15 protein-coding genes are annotated in these 18,155 nt (G+C 68.0%); 12 read left to right on the forward strand and 3 right to left on the reverse strand.

The genetic code is table 11. The features are described from left to right. The 12 genes from HY726_09585 to HY726_09640 all read left to right on the forward strand — a co-directional run. A partial coding sequence (locus tag HY726_09585) for a 4Fe-4S binding protein (GenBank protein ID MBI4609250.1) occupies nucleotides 1-1,936 on the forward strand: 1,936 nt, incomplete at its 5' end. Between the two features lie 55 nt (nucleotides 1,937-1,991). Then, nucleotides 1,992-3,023: an ethylbenzene dehydrogenase gene (locus HY726_09590; protein MBI4609251.1), complete on the forward strand. Its 1,032-nt coding sequence runs from the start codon at nucleotides 1,992-1,994 to the stop codon at nucleotides 3,021-3,023. Nucleotides 3,024-3,101: 78 nt separating this feature from the next. Then, the gene (locus HY726_09595) at nucleotides 3,102-4,610 is read left to right on the forward strand and encodes a cytochrome C (protein ID MBI4609252.1); all 1,509 of its coding nucleotides are present in this window, start codon (nucleotides 3,102-3,104) and stop codon (nucleotides 4,608-4,610) included. A 333-nt stretch (nucleotides 4,611-4,943) separates the two neighbouring features. After that, nucleotides 4,944-5,909 (forward strand): DmsE family decaheme c-type cytochrome, encoded by a 966-nt coding sequence (locus HY726_09600; GenBank protein ID MBI4609253.1) that lies wholly within the window; start codon nucleotides 4,944-4,946, stop codon nucleotides 5,907-5,909. Between the two features lie 11 nt (nucleotides 5,910-5,920). Beyond that, complete coding sequence (locus HY726_09605) at nucleotides 5,921-8,170, forward strand: MtrB/PioB family decaheme-associated outer membrane protein (GenBank protein MBI4609254.1); 2,250 nt, start codon at nucleotides 5,921-5,923, stop codon at nucleotides 8,168-8,170. A 360-nt stretch (nucleotides 8,171-8,530) separates the two neighbouring features. Further along, on the forward strand, nucleotides 8,531-8,683 hold the full coding sequence (locus HY726_09610) for a hypothetical protein (GenBank protein MBI4609255.1): 153 nt from the start codon (nucleotides 8,531-8,533) through the stop codon (nucleotides 8,681-8,683). A 44-nt stretch (nucleotides 8,684-8,727) separates the two neighbouring features. Beyond that, nucleotides 8,728-9,111 (forward strand): DUF302 domain-containing protein, encoded by a 384-nt coding sequence (locus tag HY726_09615; GenBank protein MBI4609256.1) that lies wholly within the window; start codon nucleotides 8,728-8,730, stop codon nucleotides 9,109-9,111. 25 nt (nucleotides 9,112-9,136) lie between these two features. Continuing rightward, nucleotides 9,137-9,760: a methyltransferase domain-containing protein gene (locus HY726_09620; protein MBI4609257.1), complete on the forward strand. Its 624-nt coding sequence runs from the start codon at nucleotides 9,137-9,139 to the stop codon at nucleotides 9,758-9,760. Nucleotides 9,761-10,025: 265 nt separating this feature from the next. Then, nucleotides 10,026-11,747 (forward strand): acyl-CoA dehydrogenase family protein, encoded by a 1,722-nt coding sequence (locus HY726_09625; protein MBI4609258.1) that lies wholly within the window; start codon nucleotides 10,026-10,028, stop codon nucleotides 11,745-11,747. A 300-nt stretch (nucleotides 11,748-12,047) separates the two neighbouring features. Continuing rightward, entirely contained in the window at nucleotides 12,048-12,494 is a 447-nt protein-coding gene (locus HY726_09630) for a PepSY domain-containing protein (protein MBI4609259.1), read from the forward strand. 94 nt (nucleotides 12,495-12,588) lie between these two features. Further along, a complete protein-coding gene (locus HY726_09635) occupies nucleotides 12,589-14,319 on the forward strand; it encodes a hypothetical protein (protein MBI4609260.1) in 1,731 nt (576 codons plus the stop codon). 15 nt (nucleotides 14,320-14,334) lie between these two features. Further along, nucleotides 14,335-15,693: a sigma-54-dependent Fis family transcriptional regulator gene (locus HY726_09640; protein ID MBI4609261.1), complete on the forward strand. Its 1,359-nt coding sequence runs from the start codon at nucleotides 14,335-14,337 to the stop codon at nucleotides 15,691-15,693. Between the two features lie 118 nt (nucleotides 15,694-15,811). Here the strand turns inward: HY726_09640 and HY726_09645 are convergent, their stop codons facing one another. The 3 genes from HY726_09645 to HY726_09655 form a co-directional block, all read right to left on the reverse strand. Beyond that, nucleotides 15,812-17,059, reverse strand: coding sequence for a Glu/Leu/Phe/Val dehydrogenase (locus HY726_09645; GenBank protein MBI4609262.1), 1,248 nt, complete (start codon nucleotides 17,057-17,059; stop codon nucleotides 15,812-15,814). A gap of 64 nt (nucleotides 17,060-17,123) precedes the next feature. Beyond that, nucleotides 17,124-17,567 (reverse strand): CBS domain-containing protein, encoded by a 444-nt coding sequence (locus HY726_09650; GenBank protein ID MBI4609263.1) that lies wholly within the window; start codon nucleotides 17,565-17,567, stop codon nucleotides 17,124-17,126. A 129-nt stretch (nucleotides 17,568-17,696) separates the two neighbouring features. Then, a complete protein-coding gene (locus HY726_09655; protein ID MBI4609264.1) occupies nucleotides 17,697-18,104 on the reverse strand; it encodes a hypothetical protein in 408 nt (135 codons plus the stop codon). Between the last annotated feature and the right edge of the window lie 51 nt (nucleotides 18,105-18,155).

Genomic DNA, 18,155 nt, shown 5'->3' on the forward strand with positions numbered 1-18,155 from the left:
GCTGCTCGGGGTGGCGCTCGTCCTCCTGCTCCCCCTCTGGGCGGAAGCTCACGGGGAACACGGTTCGGCCAAGCCGCTCGGCGAGCTGAGCCTGGTCACCGTCCAGGGTTATCAGGTGGAGCTTCTGAGCCGGCCGAGCCCGCTCGCCCTGGGCCAGGAGAGCCAGGTCGTGGCCAAGGTCTTCAGGAATTCCCCGCTGACCCCCGTTTCGGGCGGCCGCGTGCTCATCGGTCTGGCTCCCGCTGGCATGCCATCCGATCTCCGGCCGGCCCCAGAAGTGACCTGGGCGGGAAGCTACGCCGCCGTGTTCACGCCCAAACGAATGGGCGCCCACCAGATTCGCGTGGTCCTTACCGAGTTGGATGGGCTCCGTTTTGAGCCGCCCCTCCTGGTGGATTTCCATGTCCGCGTCGGGCGAGCCCCGGGGATGGGGGCGACTGTCTGGACACTCCTGGCGCTGGTCGGTGGCGTCGCCGCCCTCGCTGTCTACGGGGTCGCCCTTCGAGCGCGAATCGGGCGCCGTGACGAAGGCGCTCTCAACCTTCTGGAGATCCCGTGGCTCCGCCGGCTCCTGACCTCCCGGGCGCTCCAGCCTTCGCTCCAGATCCCGCTGCTCCTCCTCATGGGGGTCGTCGTCCTGCTCGGGCTCTTCGACGTCCAGGACGGGGGCGTCAACCTAGCCACCAAGCTCACCTGGACCATCTGGTGGGCCGGGATCATCTTCACCTTCTTCCTCGTAGGGCGAGTCTGGTGCCTGGCGTGCCCGTTCGGGGCGCTGAACGAGTGGGCGGCGCGGCTGGCAGCGTCGTCGCGCCGGCTCCCCAAGCCGTTCAGGAATATCTGGTGGGCCACCGGGATGTTCGTTCTCCTCACCTGGGCCGACGAGCAGCTCGGGGTGGTGCGCTCGCCACGGGTGACCGCCTGGATCGTGCTCTTCTTCGCCGCGCTGGCGGCGGCGGTGGGCCTCTTCTACGCGCGACGGAGCTTCTGCCGCTACCTCTGCCCGATCGGCGGCCTCATCGGGATCTACTCCATGACCGCGCCCTTAGAGCTGCGCGCCAAGGACGGCTCGGTCTGCGCGCGAGACCGTGACAAGCCCTGCTACCGCGGGAGCGAGGGGGCGCGGGGGTGCCCGATGTTCGAGTTCCCTCCGAGCATGGACCGGAACAACTACTGCCACCTGTGCGGCCAGTGCGTGAAGGGGTGCCCGCGCGACAACCTGGTCCTCCGTTTCCGCGCCTTCGGCAAGGACCTCTGGGCCTCGAGGCGCCGGCTCCTCGAGGAGTCTTACCTAGCAGTGGCGCTGGTTGGGTTGACGCTGCTCGTGACGGCCCAGATGCTGACCGCCTGGCCTGACTGGATGTCGGCACTGGCCCGCTGGCTTCCCGTCGGCGTGCGGAGCAGTCTCAAGCCGGTCACCTACCTGAGCCTGGTCGAGTCGGCCATCCTCCTCGCCGGTGCCCTGGGGGTCGTGCCGCTGCTGATCCTTGCCGGGGCCGCGCTGGCCGACAGGCTGGCCGGGCAAGATCGCCTGGGGCTTCGTCGAGCCTTCGTCGTCTTCGGCTACATGTTCATTCCAGTCGGGCTCGCCATGCACCTGGCCCACAACCTGGCCCACCTCCTCCTCGAGGGAGGCGGGATCGTCCCCGTCGTCCAGCGCGCTGTGGCGCTCTACACCCCGTTTTCCCTCGGCGAGCCAGACTGGCAGGTCCTGCCGCTGGCCGCCGAGCCGGTCGTCACGTTTCTTCAGATGGCCGTTGTCGTCGGGTCCTTCGCCCTCTCGCTCGCGGCGGGCCACCGGCTCGCGCTCCGTTTCTACCCTGATCCGCGGACCGCGAGCCGGGCCCTCATTCCGATGGCCGCGCTGTCACTGGTCTTCACCGTGGCCGGCATCGTGCTCCTGAATCAGCCGATGGGGATGCGCCACGGGATGTGAAGCCCCTCACCCGCCCTCTCCCTAAAGGGGAGAGGGAAGAAAGGAGGAGACGATCATGAGACGCTCGTGGAAGTGGACGGTTGCTGTGGTGCTGCTGCTCCTCGGAGTCGGCCTGGGGGCATTCGTCGGGCTCCCGGAGGCGCAGCAGAAGAACGTGCTGGTGGCCAAGAAGGTCACCTCTCCCCCGACGCTGGACGGGGTGATGGAGGACCTCTGGAAGGAGGCCCCCGCGCTCACGGTCAAAGTCCTTGGGGGGCGCAACCTGCCCGGAGGGACAACGGACGTCACCCTGCGGGCGGTGTACACAGCTGACACGGTGTACTTCCTCGCGCAGTACAAGGACGCGACCGAGAGCCTTCGCCGCAGCCCGTGGGTGAAGCAGGCCGACGGCTCCTGGCAGAAGCTCAAGGACCCCAACGACAAGGGAGGCGATAACAACCTCTACTACGAAGACAAGATGGCGATGATCTGGAACATCAGCTCGCCGGCCTTCGAGGCGAAGGGCTGCCGGTCGGCCTGCCACACCGGCGAGGGGAAGCCCTTCGGCAACAAGTACACCAAGGATGCCGGCGAGCGCCTGGACATGTGGCACTGGAAAGGCGTGCGCACCGGCTACACCGGCCAGATCGACGACCAGTACGTGGACAACACCCGCTACGACAAGGAGAAGACGCCGAACGCCGGGCGCAAGAGCGACCCCAAGACGGGCGGCGGCTATGTGGACAACGTGAGCGACGACAGGAAGGGGCCGAAGTTCGCCCTCAAGGGGAACAAGCCCGCCCCACCGTACTGGATCCTTGACAGCGAGAAAGAGGCCTTCGACGGCTCGAAGTACAAGGCCGGCGACGAGGTGCCCGGGATCATCGTGGTGCCCTTCACCGGGGACCGCGGCGACATTTCGGCCAAGTCCACCTACAAGGACGGTGTGAGGACCATCAAGATCGCCCGGAAGCTCGTGACCGGCAGTGACTTCGACGTCCAGTTCAACGATCTGAGGAAGCAGTACGCCTTTGGCGTGGCCGTCTTCGACAACGCCCAGGTCCGCCATGCCTTCTCCCCCGGCGTCCTGAAGATGGTGTTCGAGTAGTCCCGGGGAAGACAACCGCCGGGAGGGGGTTTCCCCTCCCGGCGATTGCAGAATCCGGCGGGACGAAGTAGGAACCCGATGGAGCCATCCGCGCCGCGCCAGCCCGGACTCTTCAGGAACTGGCTCAGCCTGGTCGGGGCCGCGCTGGCGCTCGTGAGCTTCTCCAACATTCTTTTTCTCTTCGCCGTCGATATCTTCATCGAGGCCCGGGCCAAGCCGTACGTCGGCGTCTTCCTCTACATGGTGTTTCCCGCCTTCCTGATCCTGGGCCTCCTCATCATCCCGGTGGGGATGCTGGTGGAACGCTGGCGGCGCCGGTGCCGGGCTCCCACCGAGATCCCGGCCTTGCCGCGCATCGACCTCAACGTGCCGCGCCACCGGCAGGTCCTGGGCGTCTTCGTGGGCTCGACGGTCTTCTTCTTCGCCCTCAGCGCCTTCGGGAGCTATCGGGCGTACCAGTTCTCGGACTCCGTGACGTTCTGCGGCCAGGTCTGCCACGCGGTGATGAAACCCGAGTTCACTGCCTCCCAGGCTTCCCCCCACGCGCGGGTGTCGTGCGTGGAGTGCCACGTGGGGCCGGGGGCGACGTGGTTCGTCCGCTCCAAGCTCTCGGGGGCCTATCAGATCTACGCGGTGGCCCGCAACATCTACCCCCGACCCATCCCGTCGCCCATCAAGAACCTCAGGCCGGCCCGGGAGACATGCGAGGAGTGCCACTGGCCGGAAAAGTTCTGGGGTGCCCAGCTGAAGACCATCACCCACTTCGGGTCCGACGAAAAGAACACGCCACGACAGATCCGGATGCTTATCAAGACCGGCGGCGGCAGCCCGGCGACCGGCCTGACCACGGGCATCCACTGGCACATGAACATCATGAACGAGATCTGGTACATCGCCACGGACCCGCAGCGGCAGGACATCCCGTGGGTCAGGGCCAGGGATATGCAGGGACGGGTGACCGAGTACGCCGCGAAGGACTCCAAGCTGACCCCGGAGGAGATCGCCAGAGCCGAGAAACGCCTGATGGACTGCATGGACTGCCACAACCGGCCGAGCCACGTCTTCCTGCCTCCTGACCGGGCCGTGGATGATGCGCTCCTGGCGGGGCGGATCGACCGAACGCTCCCCTTCGTCAAGCGCCAGGCGGTGGAGGTGCTGTCCAAGCCCTACCCCTCCACGACCGCGGCGCGGGAGGGGATCGCCACGGAGCTGGATCGGTTTTATTTCACAAAATACCCCGCGGCTTACCCCCGAAAGCAGGAGGCGACCAAGGAGGCCATTGCCGAGGTGCAGCGACTGTACCAGACCAACGTCTTCCCGGAGATGAAGGTGAGCTGGCAGACCCACCCGAACAACATCGGCCACTTCTACTACTCCGGATGCTTCCGCTGCCACGACGGCCAGCACGCGAGCCGCGAGGGCAAGGTGATCAGCAAAGCCTGCGACATCTGCCACACCATCCTGGGCCAGGAGGAAGGCGGCCAGCCGATGGCGGAAGCCAGGGGGCGTCCGTTCCGTCACCCGGTGGAGATCGGCGACCTGGCGGAAGCCGCCTGTAGCAGCTGCCACACCGGAGGCGGCGGCTAGATCCCGGGGGATGTCATGCATCCAAGCTAGGGGCGTGTCGGAGTAATAACCTTCGAGCGCGGGCTTCGCCCGCGCAATTGACTCGGGCCTCGCCTCGTGGCTCTCCTCGCCTGCGGCTCGTCGGCAGCCCCTCGGCTCGAACCACCATTCCTGGGGGAGGCCTCGGAGGGGGCCGTCGAGGCCCCCTCCGATTGTCCTAGTGAGCGTGGAGTAGTGCGAATCCCTCATTGACATGTGAACGAAAGCTCAAGTTAAATACGTCACGGTTTAAGCGCTCTCCTCTGGCTCTCGTCTGCGGTGGGGGTTGCTGCTTATTCCGAGAGGAGGCACCGCATGAGTCGGCTGTTCGGCATTCCCACCGGCACCGGGGTTCTGCTTCTCCTCCTCGTCCTCTCGGTGCCTTCGTCCTCACCGGCCCAGCAAGCTCCCACCAAACCGGCCGCGGCGGCCCAAGCCGCGGACGGCTACGTCGGAGCCGCGGTCTGCAAAGCCTGCCACCCGGATCAGTTCGAGAGCTTCTCCGCGACCACCATGGGGAAGCTCTTCCTCAAGCATCCGCGAACCGCTCAGGAGCGCCTCGCCTGCGAGGCCTGCCACGGTCCGGGCAAGGCTCACGTCGATGCCACCGCCGGCGAGGCGAAGCCCAAGGGTGCGCAGGCGAAGCTGATTACCTTCAAGAAGGGAGACCCCACCCCCGTCGAGCAGCAGAACGCCGTCTGCCTGACCTGCCACGAGAAGACCGCTCGCCTCTACTGGCAGGGGAGTCCGCACGAATCGCGCAATATCGCCTGCACCAACTGCCATCGGGTGATGGTGCAGGTCTCCGAGCGACGTCAGCTCGCCAAGGCCACGGTGATCGAGACGTGCGGCCAGTGCCACACCCAGCGCCGGGCGCAGCTCATGCGCTCCTCCCACATGCCGCTCCGCGAGGGGAAGATGGACTGCGTGAGCTGCCACAACCCTCATGGCACGGCCACCGAGAAGCTCCTCAAGGCGAACTCCGTCAACGAGAACTGCTACACCTGCCACACGGAAAAACGCGGCCCGTTCCTCTGGGAGCACCCGCCGGTGATGGAGAGCTGCTCGAACTGCCACGAGCCCCACGGAACGAACCACGAGAAGCTCCTCAAGGTGGCCAAGCCGCGGCTCTGCCAGCAGTGCCACGTCGAGACCCGCCACCCGACCACCGCGCAAAGAATCCCCCAGGTGCGGTTCGTCTTTAACCGTGCCTGCACCAACTGCCACAGCCAGATCCACGGCTCCAACCACCCGTCGGCCGCGGGCCGGTTCCAGCGCTAGGGAGGGCCACGATGAGACGCGGACTCGGGTTTGTGCTGGGCGGCCTCGTCCTGAGCGGGTTCCTGCTCTTTCCGGCCTCACGCGCGGCGGGACAAACGGAGATGTTCGGGCTCAAGCTTGGCGGTGACGTGGAGCTAGGAGGACGCCTCTTTGCGGATCGCCCGTCGCCCTCGGAGCGTGGCAAGTTCGAGGAGTACCGGGACATCCCCCAGGGGATCTTCCTGGAAGACCTCCGCCTCCGGCTCGACAGCAAGGACGAGAGCTACTCCCTCGAGTTCCGTGCCAAGGAGGCGGGGGAGGAGGATCAGAACTTCCTCCTCCGCAGCTCGAAGCTCGGCCGTTACGAGTTCGAGTTCGAGTGGGATCAGATCCCTCATGTCTTCAGTCGGACCGGAAGGAGCCCGTACAACGAGACCTCGCGGGGGGTTTTCGAGCTTCCCGATTCGATCCAGACGACGCTGCAGGGGGCGTCCGCTGCGGCCAGGCCGGGCATCCTCCAGAGCTTCCTCGCCGGGGCTCGCGACATCGACCTGGAGACCCGCTGGGACATCGCGCGGATGGCCCTGAAGCTCACTCCAACCCCGGACTGGGACCTCCGGGCCGAGTACACGCGGACGCGGAAAGAGGGGGAGCGTCCGATCGGGACCACATTAACAGCCTTCACCAACCAGGTGGAGCTGCCCGAGCCCATCGAGCAGACGGTTCATGATCTCCGGCTGACGGCCCAGCTGGCCAGGGAGCAGTGGCAGCTCCAGTTCAGCTACAACCTTTCCGTCTTCCAGAACGACGTGGACGTCCTGATCTGGGACAACCCCCTCCGGGTGACCGACCACGCCACGCTGGGGTCTTCCCGGGGCCGTCTGGATCTGGCCCCGGACAATATTGCCCATACCGTGGGTATTACCGGCGCGCTGAATCTTCCCCTGCGGAGCCGCCTGACCGGGACCTTCTCCTATGGCTTGCGCTTCCAGGACGACAACTTCATTCCCCATACCATCAACTCTGCCATCACCGACCCTGGCCTGGCGCTCCCCGCGGACAGCCTCGACGGTCAGGTCCACACCAGGCTCTTCAACCTCCGGTTCACGAGCCATCCGCTCCGGGACATCTCGATAGGGGCGCGCTACCGCCTTTACGACTTTGACGACCAGACCCGTAACCTCACCTTCCCTGCCCGGGTCAGGACTGATGCGACGTTGCTTACTGACCCGATCACCAGCTCCCGCTTCAGCTACACCAAGCACAACGCGGGGGCAGATGTGGGGTGGCGGCTCCTGACACCGCTTTCCCTGAAGGTCGGCTACGAATGGGAGCGCTGGGACCGCGACGAACGCCACCGCGAAGCTCCCCTGACCGACGAGCATACGCCCAAGGTCTCGCTGGACTATACCCCCTTCGACTGGCTCCTCCTCCGGGCCTCGTATGCCCGCTCCTGGCGCCGGATCAGCGACTACAACCCCTTCGCCCACCTCGCTCACACCGTAGGGGCTGAGGAGGCCGCGGTGGAGGCTCCTCAAGCCCAGTCCACTCTCCTCAGAAAGTTCGACGAGGCTGACCGGGACCGTGACCGGGTGGACTTCCTCGCCCAGCTCACGTTCTTCGACACGCTGACGTTCACGCCCACCGTGAGCTTCAGGAACGACGACTACAAGAACTCGTTCCTCGGCCTCCAGGATGACGAGAGCTGGGCCGCCGGCATCGACCTCTCCTGGAGCCCGATGGAGCGGGTGGCGTTCTTCGCCAGCTATATGCGGGAGGAGTTCTTCTACCGGCAGCGTTCCCGTAATCGGGTACCTCCGGCCCAGCTCGAAAACCCCACCTTCGACTGGGTGGCAAAGAACGAAGACGAGGTGGATACCTTCGGCGCCGGAATCGATGCGGCCCTGATCCCGAAGAAGCTCGACTTCCGCCTGGCCTGGAGCTACTCCCGAGCGAGGGGCGAGATGCGGGCCTTTAACCCCGTGACCCCCACCGGCGGCACTGCGGCTCAAAACCTCTCGGCCACGGCCGTGGACTTTCCGGAAATCGAGGATTCGCTCCACCAGCTCGAGGCATCGCTTCGCTACCGGATCAACAAGGGCTGGTCAGCGAAGCTCTCGTATATCTTCGAGAAGTTCGACATCTCCGATTTCCGCACAGATGACATCCAACCTTTCATGGGTGGTGTAGACGCCTCGACAGCGACGAGCATCTTCCTCGGAGCCCAGATCCGCGACTACACGGCCCACATCCTCGCCTTCACCCTGGGCTACCGCTTCTAACTTCGCGTTTTCGCCTCCGAGCCCCGGAGCCCGAGCTCCGGGGGGCCGTTCTGTGTCAGGCCCGATACTTCGGCCTCCTCCCCGCAGCGCGATCGAGCAGAGGGCCGGCACTTGCCGAGGTCGTTTCACGAACCCGTTCACTCAGCCGCGTGGGGCGCGGGCACCCCACCCGGTGGCTGAAATTCCCTTGCTAAGGCTCGCCGCGCGGGAGACAGCGCCCAACTTTCCAGCCAGTTAGAGCCATTCCGCATGGCATAGCGGTTGCAGCTTGCTTCACCGGGTCGAGTCTGCCTCACAGGAGGAGCGGAATGGCGAAGCTTCAGCGTCGACCCGATCTTCCAGGGGCTCGCCATCAGCCTCATGGCGGGAGAGGTCGCCGCGACGCTCCTCAGCCGGATGGCGGTGCCGGTCCTCTACTACCTGAGCGAGACGACGCGGCAAACACGCCCAGTCACGGCCCAAGCCGAGGCCCTCGCCCCGGGGAGCGAAAGTCGGCCGGGAGCGGGGGACTGAACCCGAGCGCGGGAGCCCGCTCGGCAACAATGAGGAGAGGAGCAATGCTGCATATCGTTGTGTCCACTAAACCGCTGGACCGGGTCGCCGCGGATCTTGAGCAGGCCGTCACGCGCCACAAGTTCGGCATGCTGGGGGTGCACGACCTGAAGGCCAAAATGGCCGAGAAGGGAGTGCCGTTCGCCCGCGAGTGCCGGATCTTCGAGGTCTGCAACCCCCAGCAGGCCGGGAAGGTCCTCGAGGCCTACTTGGCGATCTCCACGGCGCTGCCGTGCCGGATCTCCGTCTACGAGGAAGGCGGGAAGACCAAGCTCGCCACGATCAGGCCGACCGCCATGATCAGCCTCTACCCGAATCCGGAAGTCCGAGGCGTGGCCGAGGAGGTTGAGATTATACTCGGTAGGATCATGGCGGAGGCGGCGGGATAGCATGCCGCAAGGAGGGGCATGAGCCATGGCGAAACACGGCGCGCGCCGGTCCCACCTCCACCGGGACCGCCTCGGCAACCCGAAGGATTGGAAGCGCTACCTCAGGCGCCTGCTCGGGCCCGACCGCGCGCGCTGGCAGAGGCCCGAGAAGGTGGTGAGAGCGCTCGGCCTCCGCCCGGGCCAGAGCGCCTGCGAGATCGGGACCGGCCCGGGCTACTTCGCGTTCCGGCTCGCGCGGGCCGTCGGGCCGGGGGGCCACGTCTACGCCGTCGATGCCGAACCGCGGATGCTGGGCCTCCTGAGCGCGCGCCTGCGCCGGGCACGCCGGAAGAACATCACTCCGGTCCTCGGCCTTCCGGAGAACCCGTTGCTTCCCCCGCGCGCCTGCGATCTCATCATCCTGGTCAACACGTATCACCATTTCCGCGACGGGCCTGGCTACCTTCGGCGCCTGGTCCGGGGGCTCCGGCCGGGCGGTCGCATCGTGAACATCGACTTCCACCGGCGGCCGACACCCGCCGGGCCGCCCGTCGAACATCGCGTCGCCCGGGAGGACTTCATCCGGGACGCGGGGCGCGCGGGGTTGCGGCTGGCCGCCGAGCTCGGCTTCTTGCCCTACCAGTACGTCCTCGTGTTGAGGCTCAGGTAGCTTCGTCGTAGTGCGCCCGCCCCACGACGGCTGGGACATTTGATCAGCAGGTGGGGCAGAGGCGCCCCTGCCTTCGTCCTGCCGCCGGCTCCGCCGGCGCTGAGGGGAGACTATGGCCAAACATCGCAAGCATCCGTCCGATGGCGAACAAGATGTGCTGTCGTCGCTGACGTCGCTACGCTATAAATAGGGCGTCGGTTCTCGGGTTGTCGGTGGCTATCCGGCCCCCGGGCTTGCGCGTGTGGTGAAGCAGGGAGGGCATTCCATGAATCGGATCGAACACGGCCGCTCGCTCCTGCGCCGCTGGGAGGCGTCAAAGCCTGCCAATTTTTACGACGACGGGCATCTCAGGCGGACGCTCGCCTTTCGTTGGGGTGAGGCCCGCCTCGCCGAGGTGGAACCGCTCCTCCGTCAGGCGGGTGCTGACTCTGCGGGGCCGGTGAATCGTGCCTGTGGGCTCCTGGACCGGCCCGAGCATCTGCCGCGCCTGGAGCCGTGGAACGGCATCGGCGAGCGGACGGAGGAGGTGGTCCTCCACCCCACCTACCACGAGATCGGCAGGCTCGTGTGGCGCTCGCGGGTCCTCTCGGTCCTCGGCGAGCCGGGGAGCGTGACCCTGCACACCGCCCTGGCGTATCTCTTCGCCCAGAACGGGGAGGTCCCGCACCTGTGCGCGGTCGGGTGCACCGCGGGGCTCATCAAGGCGATCCAGCGGTGCGGGAGCGACTGGATGCGGCGCGAATGGCTCCCGCGCCTGCTGGATCCGGACTATGACCGCCGCTGGCACGGCGCGCAGTTCCTCACCGAGGTCCAGGGAGGCTCCGATGTCGGCGCCAATGCCTGCGTCGCCCGGCGCATCCCGGAGCAGCCCGAGGCCTGGCTGATCAGGGGAGAGAAGTGGTTTTGCTCCAACGTCCACGCCGACCTCTACGCCGTCAGCGCCCGTCCCGAGGGTGCCCCCGACGGGACGCGGGGGCTCGGCCTCTTCGTCGTCCCGCGGCGCCTCGACGACGGTCGGCCCAACGGCGTCTTCATTCGCCGGCTCAAGTCCAAGCTGGGGACGCGCACGCTGCCGACCGCGGAGGTGGACTTCCAGGACGCGCTCGGCTACCAGCTGGGGAGCCTGGAGGAAGGGTTCCGCGTGATGATGGGAGTCATCATCAACACCTCGCGACTCGGGGTCGCGCTGGGCTCCTGCGGGATCATGCGCCGGGCGTGGGTCGAGGCGTTCTCCTACGCCCGGGTGCGGGAGGCCTTCGGCCAGCGGCTCGTGGAGTTCCCGGCGGTGCGCGAGCAGCTGGCCGAGATGCGGGCGCTGGCGACTGCGGGCCTGTCCTTCACGCTCTTTCTAGCCGACCTGGAGGACCGGCTGACCCTGTCCGGCGTCCATCCTGAGGACGACCCGCTCTTCCGCATCGGCGTCAACATGGGGAAGTACATCTGCTCGGTGGATGCGGGCCCGGTCGTCCACCACGGGATCGAGATCCTGGGGGGCAACGGGACCATCGAGGATTTCAGCCCGCTCCCGCGCCTTTACCGCGAGGTGCCCGTGGAGGAAAGCTGGGAGGGGCCGCACAACACGATGATGGCCCAGATCCTTCGCGACGCGCTGCGATCCAAGATGCACGACGCCCTCCTCGGGAACGCCGAGGGCACCCTGCTCGGCATCCGGGATCCGGCCCTGACGCCGGCGCGGGACATCACCAGCGCCGCGCTCCAGGACGCGCGCGCGAGGCTCGCTCGGCTCCTGCGGGGGGACCCGGAGGCGGCGGCCCTCGGCATCCGGCGGCTCGTCCACCGGATGGCCCGGATCTTCCAGGCTTCGCTCCTGCTCGAGGGGGCCGACCACGACCTGGCGGCGAAAGAGCCCACGCCGCTACCGGCGATCGCCCGGTTTTTCGTGAACCGTTACGTGGCGGCGGGCTACGACCCCACCGAGGATTCGGGCTACGGAGACCTGATCGGTCAGGTCGTTCAGTCGGAGTGACGAAAGGGGAGCTTCCCCGCTGCGACGGCTCGCGACGATGCGCGCCCGGATTCCGTTCGGCGACCAAGCCCTTCTCGGAAAACCGCGTCGGCATCATCTCGGCTACCAGTTCAAGTAGGCCCCGCCACCCGACAACCTTGTCGACCGGTTCGACAAAGCTGTCGCCCTGCCTGTGCCGGCGCGCGACTCCCAAGGCCGAAACCCCTCGCATTTCTTAACGTCGCCCGGAGTCCGTGAACTGGCACAATTCGTGCTCTCCTCTTCTGGCGAGGAACCTCAACAGAGAGGAGGTGACAGACGATGAAGCGCGCTCTGAGCGTAACCCTGGTGGTGGCCGTTGTGTTCCTGCTGGCCGGCGCCGCGCTGGCGTTCATGGGACCCGCGGGGATGCCCATGCGAATGGGTGGCATGATGGGGATGGGCCCCGGGATGATGGGAATGGGCCCCGGCATGATGGGGATGGGCCCCGGGATGATGGGCGCGGGGACCGGAGAGGGCGCCTGCCCCGGCATGGGAGCTGCGGCTGCCGAGCCGATCAGCGAGGCGAAAGCCAAGGAGCTGGCCCAGCAGTACGCGGACAAGTACCTGAAGGGGTTCACGGTCGAGAAGGTGCTCCCGTTCACCGGGATGCACCACACCATGTACTCGGTCGAGCTGAAGGGCCCCAAGGACGAGGTCCGGACCCTCCACATTAACCCGTGGGGCAACGTGATGCCGTTCGGCGGCCCGGGGCGCCGAGCCGGGTAGAGCCCTGCACGTCGCTGCCGACCCCCGAGGAGAAAGACTCCCGGGGGTCGGTCGGTATCAGCCCGGGTGATACAATGGCGAGCGTGGTGCGCCGATGAAGCGCAGCTTCCCGCCCCGCTACTTCCTGGCTTCGATCGCGCTCCTCCTCGTGGTCGTCACCCTGTACGCCGCCTCCGCCGCCCGGCGGACCCAGCGGGAACTCCTCAAGCAGACCGAGGAAAAAGCGCTGGCGCTGGCCGAAGTCCTCGAGGTCACCAGCCGCAACGCGATCCAGGGCAACGCGGTTCTGGAGGAGCTGATCGGCCAGCGGCTCCTGGACAACGCCCGCCTCATCGACCAGCTCCTCCTCTCCCGCCCCTTTGACCGCGCAGCGCTCGCACAACTCGCCGCCATGAACCGGCTCCAACGGGTAGACCTGCTGGACCGCGAGGGGCGGCCGTACGAGCCGCCGTCACCGCCCCGCGGGATGATGGGCATGATGATGCCGCCCCAGTGGGCAGGCGAGGCCACCGAATTCCACCGATCGATGATGCTCTACATGTGGGGGCGCCGCTGGGCGCTCCCGAGGGAGGAGGCGGCTCCGCCGGCGGTCAAGGACCGGAAGTTCTGGGAGGGAAGCCTGTTCGGCGTCGCCGTTGGAGCCCGGAGCTTCCCGGGGATCATCGCGGTTCACGCCGACGCGAACTACATCCTGAACTTCAGAAAGGAGATCGGGGTCCAGCGCCAGATCGAGGAGCTGGGCCGCCAGCCGGGGATCGAATCCGTCGCCCTCCTGGGCCGCGATCTGGCGGTCCTGGCTCATTCCCAGGCCGAGCGTGTGGGGCAAAGGGACGCTGACGATGCGGGGCGCGCCGCCCTGGCGGAGAGGCAGACCGTGACCCGGCTGATGCGCGGCGCGGATGGCAGCGGCGTGCTCGAGGTCCTCAAGCCCGTGGCGCTCGATGGCAACACTCACGGTCTCCTCAGGATCAGCCTTTCCACGGCCTCGATGGACCGCGTCTGGCGGCGGGATCTCGGCTTCGCCGTCGCCCTGGCGCTGGCCGTCCTGGCCGCGGGGGCGCTCGGCCTGGCCGTCATCTTCTACATCCAGCACCGCCACCTGAAGGAGGTGCGCGCGCTCGAAGACGAAATGGGTCGCCGGGAGCGCCTCGCGACGCTCGGGAACATGGCCGCGGCCGTCGCCCACGAGATCCGAAACCCGCTGAACGTCATCTCCGTGGGGCTTCAGCGCCTCCGCGCCGAGTTCCGCCCCGCGACGGAGGCGGGTGAATACGGGCGCTTCGTCGCGCTCATGGAGGACGAGGTGGCGCGGCTCAACCGCACCGTGGAGGAGTTCCTCTCCCTGGCCCGCCCGCTCCCGCTCAAGCCTGAGCGGCTCCGCATCAGCGAGCTGCTCACGGAGCTGGGCACGCTGGTCGAGGGCGAGGCCCGGACTGCGGGAGTCCGCCTGGTCCTGTCCGTCCCCCCAGACCTCCCGCCGATCGCAGCGGATCGCGACTACCTGAAGCGCGTCGTGCTGAACCTCCTCCTGAACGGCCTCCAGGCGATGCCCGAGGGTGGCACCCTCTCGCTCGAGGCGCGGGCGACGGGAGACACCCTCACCCTGACAGTGACGGACACCGGAGCTGGAATCCCGCCGGAAAGCCTGCCCAGGATCTTCGATCCGTACTTCACGACGAAGACCAAGGGCCTGGGGCTGGGGCTGGCAATCGCCCGCAGGATCGTCGAGGCTCACGGCGGGCAGATCGAGGTGGAGAGCCGGCCGGAACGCGGGAGCCTCTTCCGCGTGCTCCTGCCGCTCGAGCCCCGAGCCGTTCCGGCCTGAGGGTTTCGTTAGCGCATGGCCGAGCCGTTCAGGGTCCTCGTGGTGGATGACGAGCCCGCCCAGCTGGAGCTGGTCGCGGGCTTCCTTCGGAAGCACGGCTTCGAGGTGCTCGAGGCCGGCGACGGCCGGAGCGCGCTGGAGCAGTTCAGGAAGGCGCCCTTCGACCTGATCCTCACCGACCAGAAGATGCCGGGGCTCTCCGGCCTCGCCCTCCTCGAAGCGGCGCGCGGCATCACGCCGGAGGTGGCCGTCATCGTGCTGACCGCGTACGGGACGATCGAGACCGCCGTGGCCGCCATCAAGGCCGGGGCGACCGACTACCTGACCAAGCCCCTTAACCTGGACGAGCTGCTGCATCGCATCAACCAGGTCAGCGAACGCCAGCGCCTCGTCACCGAGAATCGCGAGCTTCGGGAGGCGCTGACGGAGCGGCACCGCGTGGAGGGGATCGTCGGCGAGAGCGGCAGGATGCAGGAGGTGCTCTCCCTGGTCCGCCGCGTGGCGCCGACCGACACGACGGTCCTGATCCGCGGGGAGAGTGGGACCGGCAAGGAGCTGATCGCCAAGGCGATCCACTACGCCAGCCCGCGGGCGGCCGGCCCTCTGGTCCGGGTCAACTGCGCCGCCCTTCCCGAGAGCCTGCTGGAGGCCGAGCTGTTCGGTCACGAGAAGGGAGCCTTCACCGGAGCTGTGGCCAGCCGGAAGGGCCGGTTCGAGGTGGCCGACGGCGGCAGCCTGTTCCTGGACGAGATCGGCGATCTGCCGTCGCACCTTCAGGTCAAGCTCCTCCGCGTGCTTCAGGAGCGCGAGTTCGAGCGGCTGGGGTCGAGCCGGCCCATCCCGGTCAACGTCCGGCTCCTCGCCGCGACCCATCGGGACCTGGAGGCGTTTATCCGGGACGGCCGCTTCCGCGACGACCTCTACTACCGGGTCAACGTCGTCACGCTCACCGTGCCCCCGCTCCGGGAGCGCCGCGAGGACATCCCGCCCCTGATCGATCACTTCCTCGAGAAGGTCTCCCGCCGGGACGGGAAGGCCATCACGGGGCTGACCAGGGCAGCCCGGGAGGCCCTCCTCCGCTACGACTATCCGGGGAACGTCCGCGAGCTTGAAAATCTCGTCGAGCGGGCGGTGGTCCTCAGCCGGGACGACGTGATCGGCATCGAGGATCTCCCGCTGAGCGTGATGGAGCCCGAGGCGGCGACTCCCAACGCGGCAGGCCTCACCGCCGCTGTGGAGGGGCTCGAGCGGCGGATGATCCGCGAGGCCCTGGCCAGGGCGGGGGACGTTCAGACGCGGGCCGCCGAGATCCTGGGGATCAGCGAGCGGGTCCTCCGCTACAAGCTCAAGAAGTACGGCCTCACCGGCGGCTGACGGACCGCCCGGGATCGGCCGGCAGGGCGGTGCTACGCCCACACCCCCGCGATCGCAGCCGTGCAGACCGGCCACCGGCCGCCGGCAAGGCGGTTGTCCAGCACCTCCTCTCGGTCAGCTACGGGTAGATCCCCAGGATCGTGATGGCCTCGGCTACCCGCTCGATGGCGCGGACCAGCCCGGCCGTTCGCAGGTCCACGCCCCGTTCGCGCGCGGCGGCGTCCACCTCCCGAAACGCCCCGACCATCAGCCGCTCCAGGCGCTCGTTGATCTCCTCCTCCGTCCAGAAGAACGACTGGAGGTCCTGCACCCACTCGAAGTAGGAAACGACCACGCCGCCTGCGTTGGCGAGGATGTCGGGCACGACCAGCACACCACGCGACGCCAGGACCGCATCGGCCTCGGGTGTCGTGGGGCCGTTCGCCCCTTCGACGATCAACCGGGCGCGGATCCGGTCGGCGTTCCGGCCCGTGATCTGCTGCTCGAGCGCCGCCGGGATCACCACGTCACAGTCGGCCGTCAGCAAGTCCTCGTTGTGGATCGGCTCGCCGCCGGGGTACTCCCGCAGGCGCCCGCCCTCTCGCTTGTGGCGCAGGAGCGCGTGCGGATCCAGTCCGGCGGGGTTCAGCGTTCCGCCCTGCGAATCGCTCGCGGCGACGATCCTGGCCCCCGCCGCGTGCAGGAGGGCGGCGCTCACGCTCCCCACATTCCCGAAGCCCTGCACGGCCACGCGCGCGCCGGCGACGGGGAGCCCGAGCCGGGCGAGCGCCTCGCGGGTGACGATCACGACACCCCGACCGGTGGCCTCGGCGCGCCCGAGGGAACCGCCGACCGGAACCGGCTTGCCGGTGACCACTGCCGGGACCGCGTAGCCCCGGTGCATCGAGTACGTGTCCATGATCCAGGCCATGACCTGGGGCGTCGTGCCGACGTCCGGGGCCGGGATGTCGCCCTCGGGACTGATCAGGATCGAGATCTCCGTGGCGTAGCGGCGGGTCAGGCTCTCCAGCTCCTGGAGAGAGAGCTGCTTCGGGTCGCACACGACGCCGCCCTTGGCGCCGCCGTACGGCAGGTTCACGACGGCGCACTTCCACGTCATCCACATGGCGAGGGCCCGCACCTCGTCCAGGGTCACGCCCGGGTGATAGCGGATGCCGCCTTTGGTCGGGCCCCGCGCGGTCGAGTGGTGGACTCGATAGCCGGTGAAGATCCGGACCGAGCGGTCGTCCATCCGGACCGGAAAGTTCACGGTCAGCTCGCGCTTCGGCGCGCGGAGGAACTCTTCGATGCCGCGCTTGAGCGCAAGGTGCCTGACCGCCCGGTCGTACTGCGCGAGCGCCATCGCGTAAGGGTTTTCGCCGGTCATCTCACACCCGGGTACCACGCCGCGAGCGCCGACCGCCGGGAGGCGTCGCGGTGATTCCGCGCGCTCACTCCACGTCCGGCATCGCGGGCGACGGCCGTCCCTCCGCCCACATGACGAGCGCTTCCAGCACGTCGGACATCGTGAGGATCCCGACCACGCGCTCATCGTCGACGACCGGGATGGCGCCGATCTTCCCGTCGAGCATGGCGCGCGCGGCCTCCAGGAGCAGCGCGGACGGCGCCATCGTCACGGGGTTCTCCGTCATGATCTGCGCGACCGGGGCGCGCGGGCGGAGCCCGGGGTCGATCTCCAGGAGCCGGCGGACATCGCGGTTGGAGAGGATCCCCACCAGCCGCGCCTCCTCCACGACAAGCACATGCCGGATCCCCCGCGCCTCCATCAGGCGGACCACGCGCTCCGCCACCCATGCGGGCGACACCGTGACCGGCCGCCGGCTCATCCAGTCCCGGACGCTTCCCAGCTTCGCGAGCGCCGGCAAATCGCTCATGCGCATCTCCTCGTCACGATCCCTCCTGCATCGCGAGCGCTGACCACCCCTGGTCGCGCCCGGTCCGCGTTCGACGTGCTCCCTTTCCGAATGCTCCGGCGGGCCCGGCGCGGCCGGGTGCGGAAGGCGTCAGGGTTCGGTCGCCGCCACGACCCAGACCTTAAGCGCGGTGAGGCGCTCGCCTTCCTGCCGGACCCGCACCGTGACGAAATCCGCCGTCTTCAGATCCTGGCGGCTGAGCGTCACCTCCACGAAGTCCCCGAGCCACCCGCGGGGCCCTGGGCCGGGAGTACGCTCCACGAGCGTACACTCGGTCTCCGGCGTCAGCGTGATCACCCGCCGCGTGACCTCCGTGACGCCGGCCCGTACGCGCCAGGGCCCGATCTCGCCCAGGGTCATCGCACCCGCCGTGGCATCCAGGGCCAGGATCCTTCCCGAGTAGCTCGCCGTGCCGGCCCAGACCACCACCGGCGGCGCCAGCGCCACCAGTACCGCCAGCAGCAGCGAAGTTCCGCGGCTCATCTGCCGTGGCTTCATGCCTCCCTCACCGTCCTCTCGGGGTCGAATGTCCTACCGCGTGCCCTACCC

It is taken from the genome of Candidatus Rokuibacteriota bacterium, assembly GCA_016209385.1.
Classification (GTDB): Bacteria; Methylomirabilota; Methylomirabilia; order Rokubacteriales; family CSP1-6; genus JACQWB01.

Coding starts and splice junctions, on each gene's coding strand:
- HY726_09590 (MBI4609251.1), top strand. CDS start 1,992: ATGAGACGCTCGTGGAAGTGGACGGTTGCTGTGGTGCTGCTGCTCCTC.
- HY726_09595 (MBI4609252.1), top strand. CDS start 3,102: ATGGAGCCATCCGCGCCGCGCCAGCCCGGACTCTTCAGGAACTGGCTC.
- HY726_09600 (MBI4609253.1), top strand. CDS start 4,944: ATGAGTCGGCTGTTCGGCATTCCCACCGGCACCGGGGTTCTGCTTCTC.
- HY726_09605 (MBI4609254.1), top strand. CDS start 5,921: ATGAGACGCGGACTCGGGTTTGTGCTGGGCGGCCTCGTCCTGAGCGGG.
- HY726_09610 (MBI4609255.1), top strand. CDS start 8,531: ATGGCGGGAGAGGTCGCCGCGACGCTCCTCAGCCGGATGGCGGTGCCG.
- HY726_09615 (MBI4609256.1), top strand. CDS start 8,728: ATGCTGCATATCGTTGTGTCCACTAAACCGCTGGACCGGGTCGCCGCG.
- HY726_09620 (MBI4609257.1), top strand. CDS start 9,137: ATGGCGAAACACGGCGCGCGCCGGTCCCACCTCCACCGGGACCGCCTC.
- HY726_09625 (MBI4609258.1), top strand. CDS start 10,026: ATGAATCGGATCGAACACGGCCGCTCGCTCCTGCGCCGCTGGGAGGCG.
- HY726_09630 (MBI4609259.1), top strand. CDS start 12,048: ATGAAGCGCGCTCTGAGCGTAACCCTGGTGGTGGCCGTTGTGTTCCTG.
- HY726_09635 (MBI4609260.1), top strand. CDS start 12,589: ATGAAGCGCAGCTTCCCGCCCCGCTACTTCCTGGCTTCGATCGCGCTC.
- HY726_09640 (MBI4609261.1), top strand. CDS start 14,335: ATGGCCGAGCCGTTCAGGGTCCTCGTGGTGGATGACGAGCCCGCCCAG.
- HY726_09645 (MBI4609262.1), bottom strand. CDS start 17,059: ATGACCGGCGAAAACCCTTACGCGATGGCGCTCGCGCAGTACGACCGG.
- HY726_09650 (MBI4609263.1), bottom strand. CDS start 17,567: ATGAGCGATTTGCCGGCGCTCGCGAAGCTGGGAAGCGTCCGGGACTGG.
- HY726_09655 (MBI4609264.1), bottom strand. CDS start 18,104: ATGAAGCCACGGCAGATGAGCCGCGGAACTTCGCTGCTGCTGGCGGTA.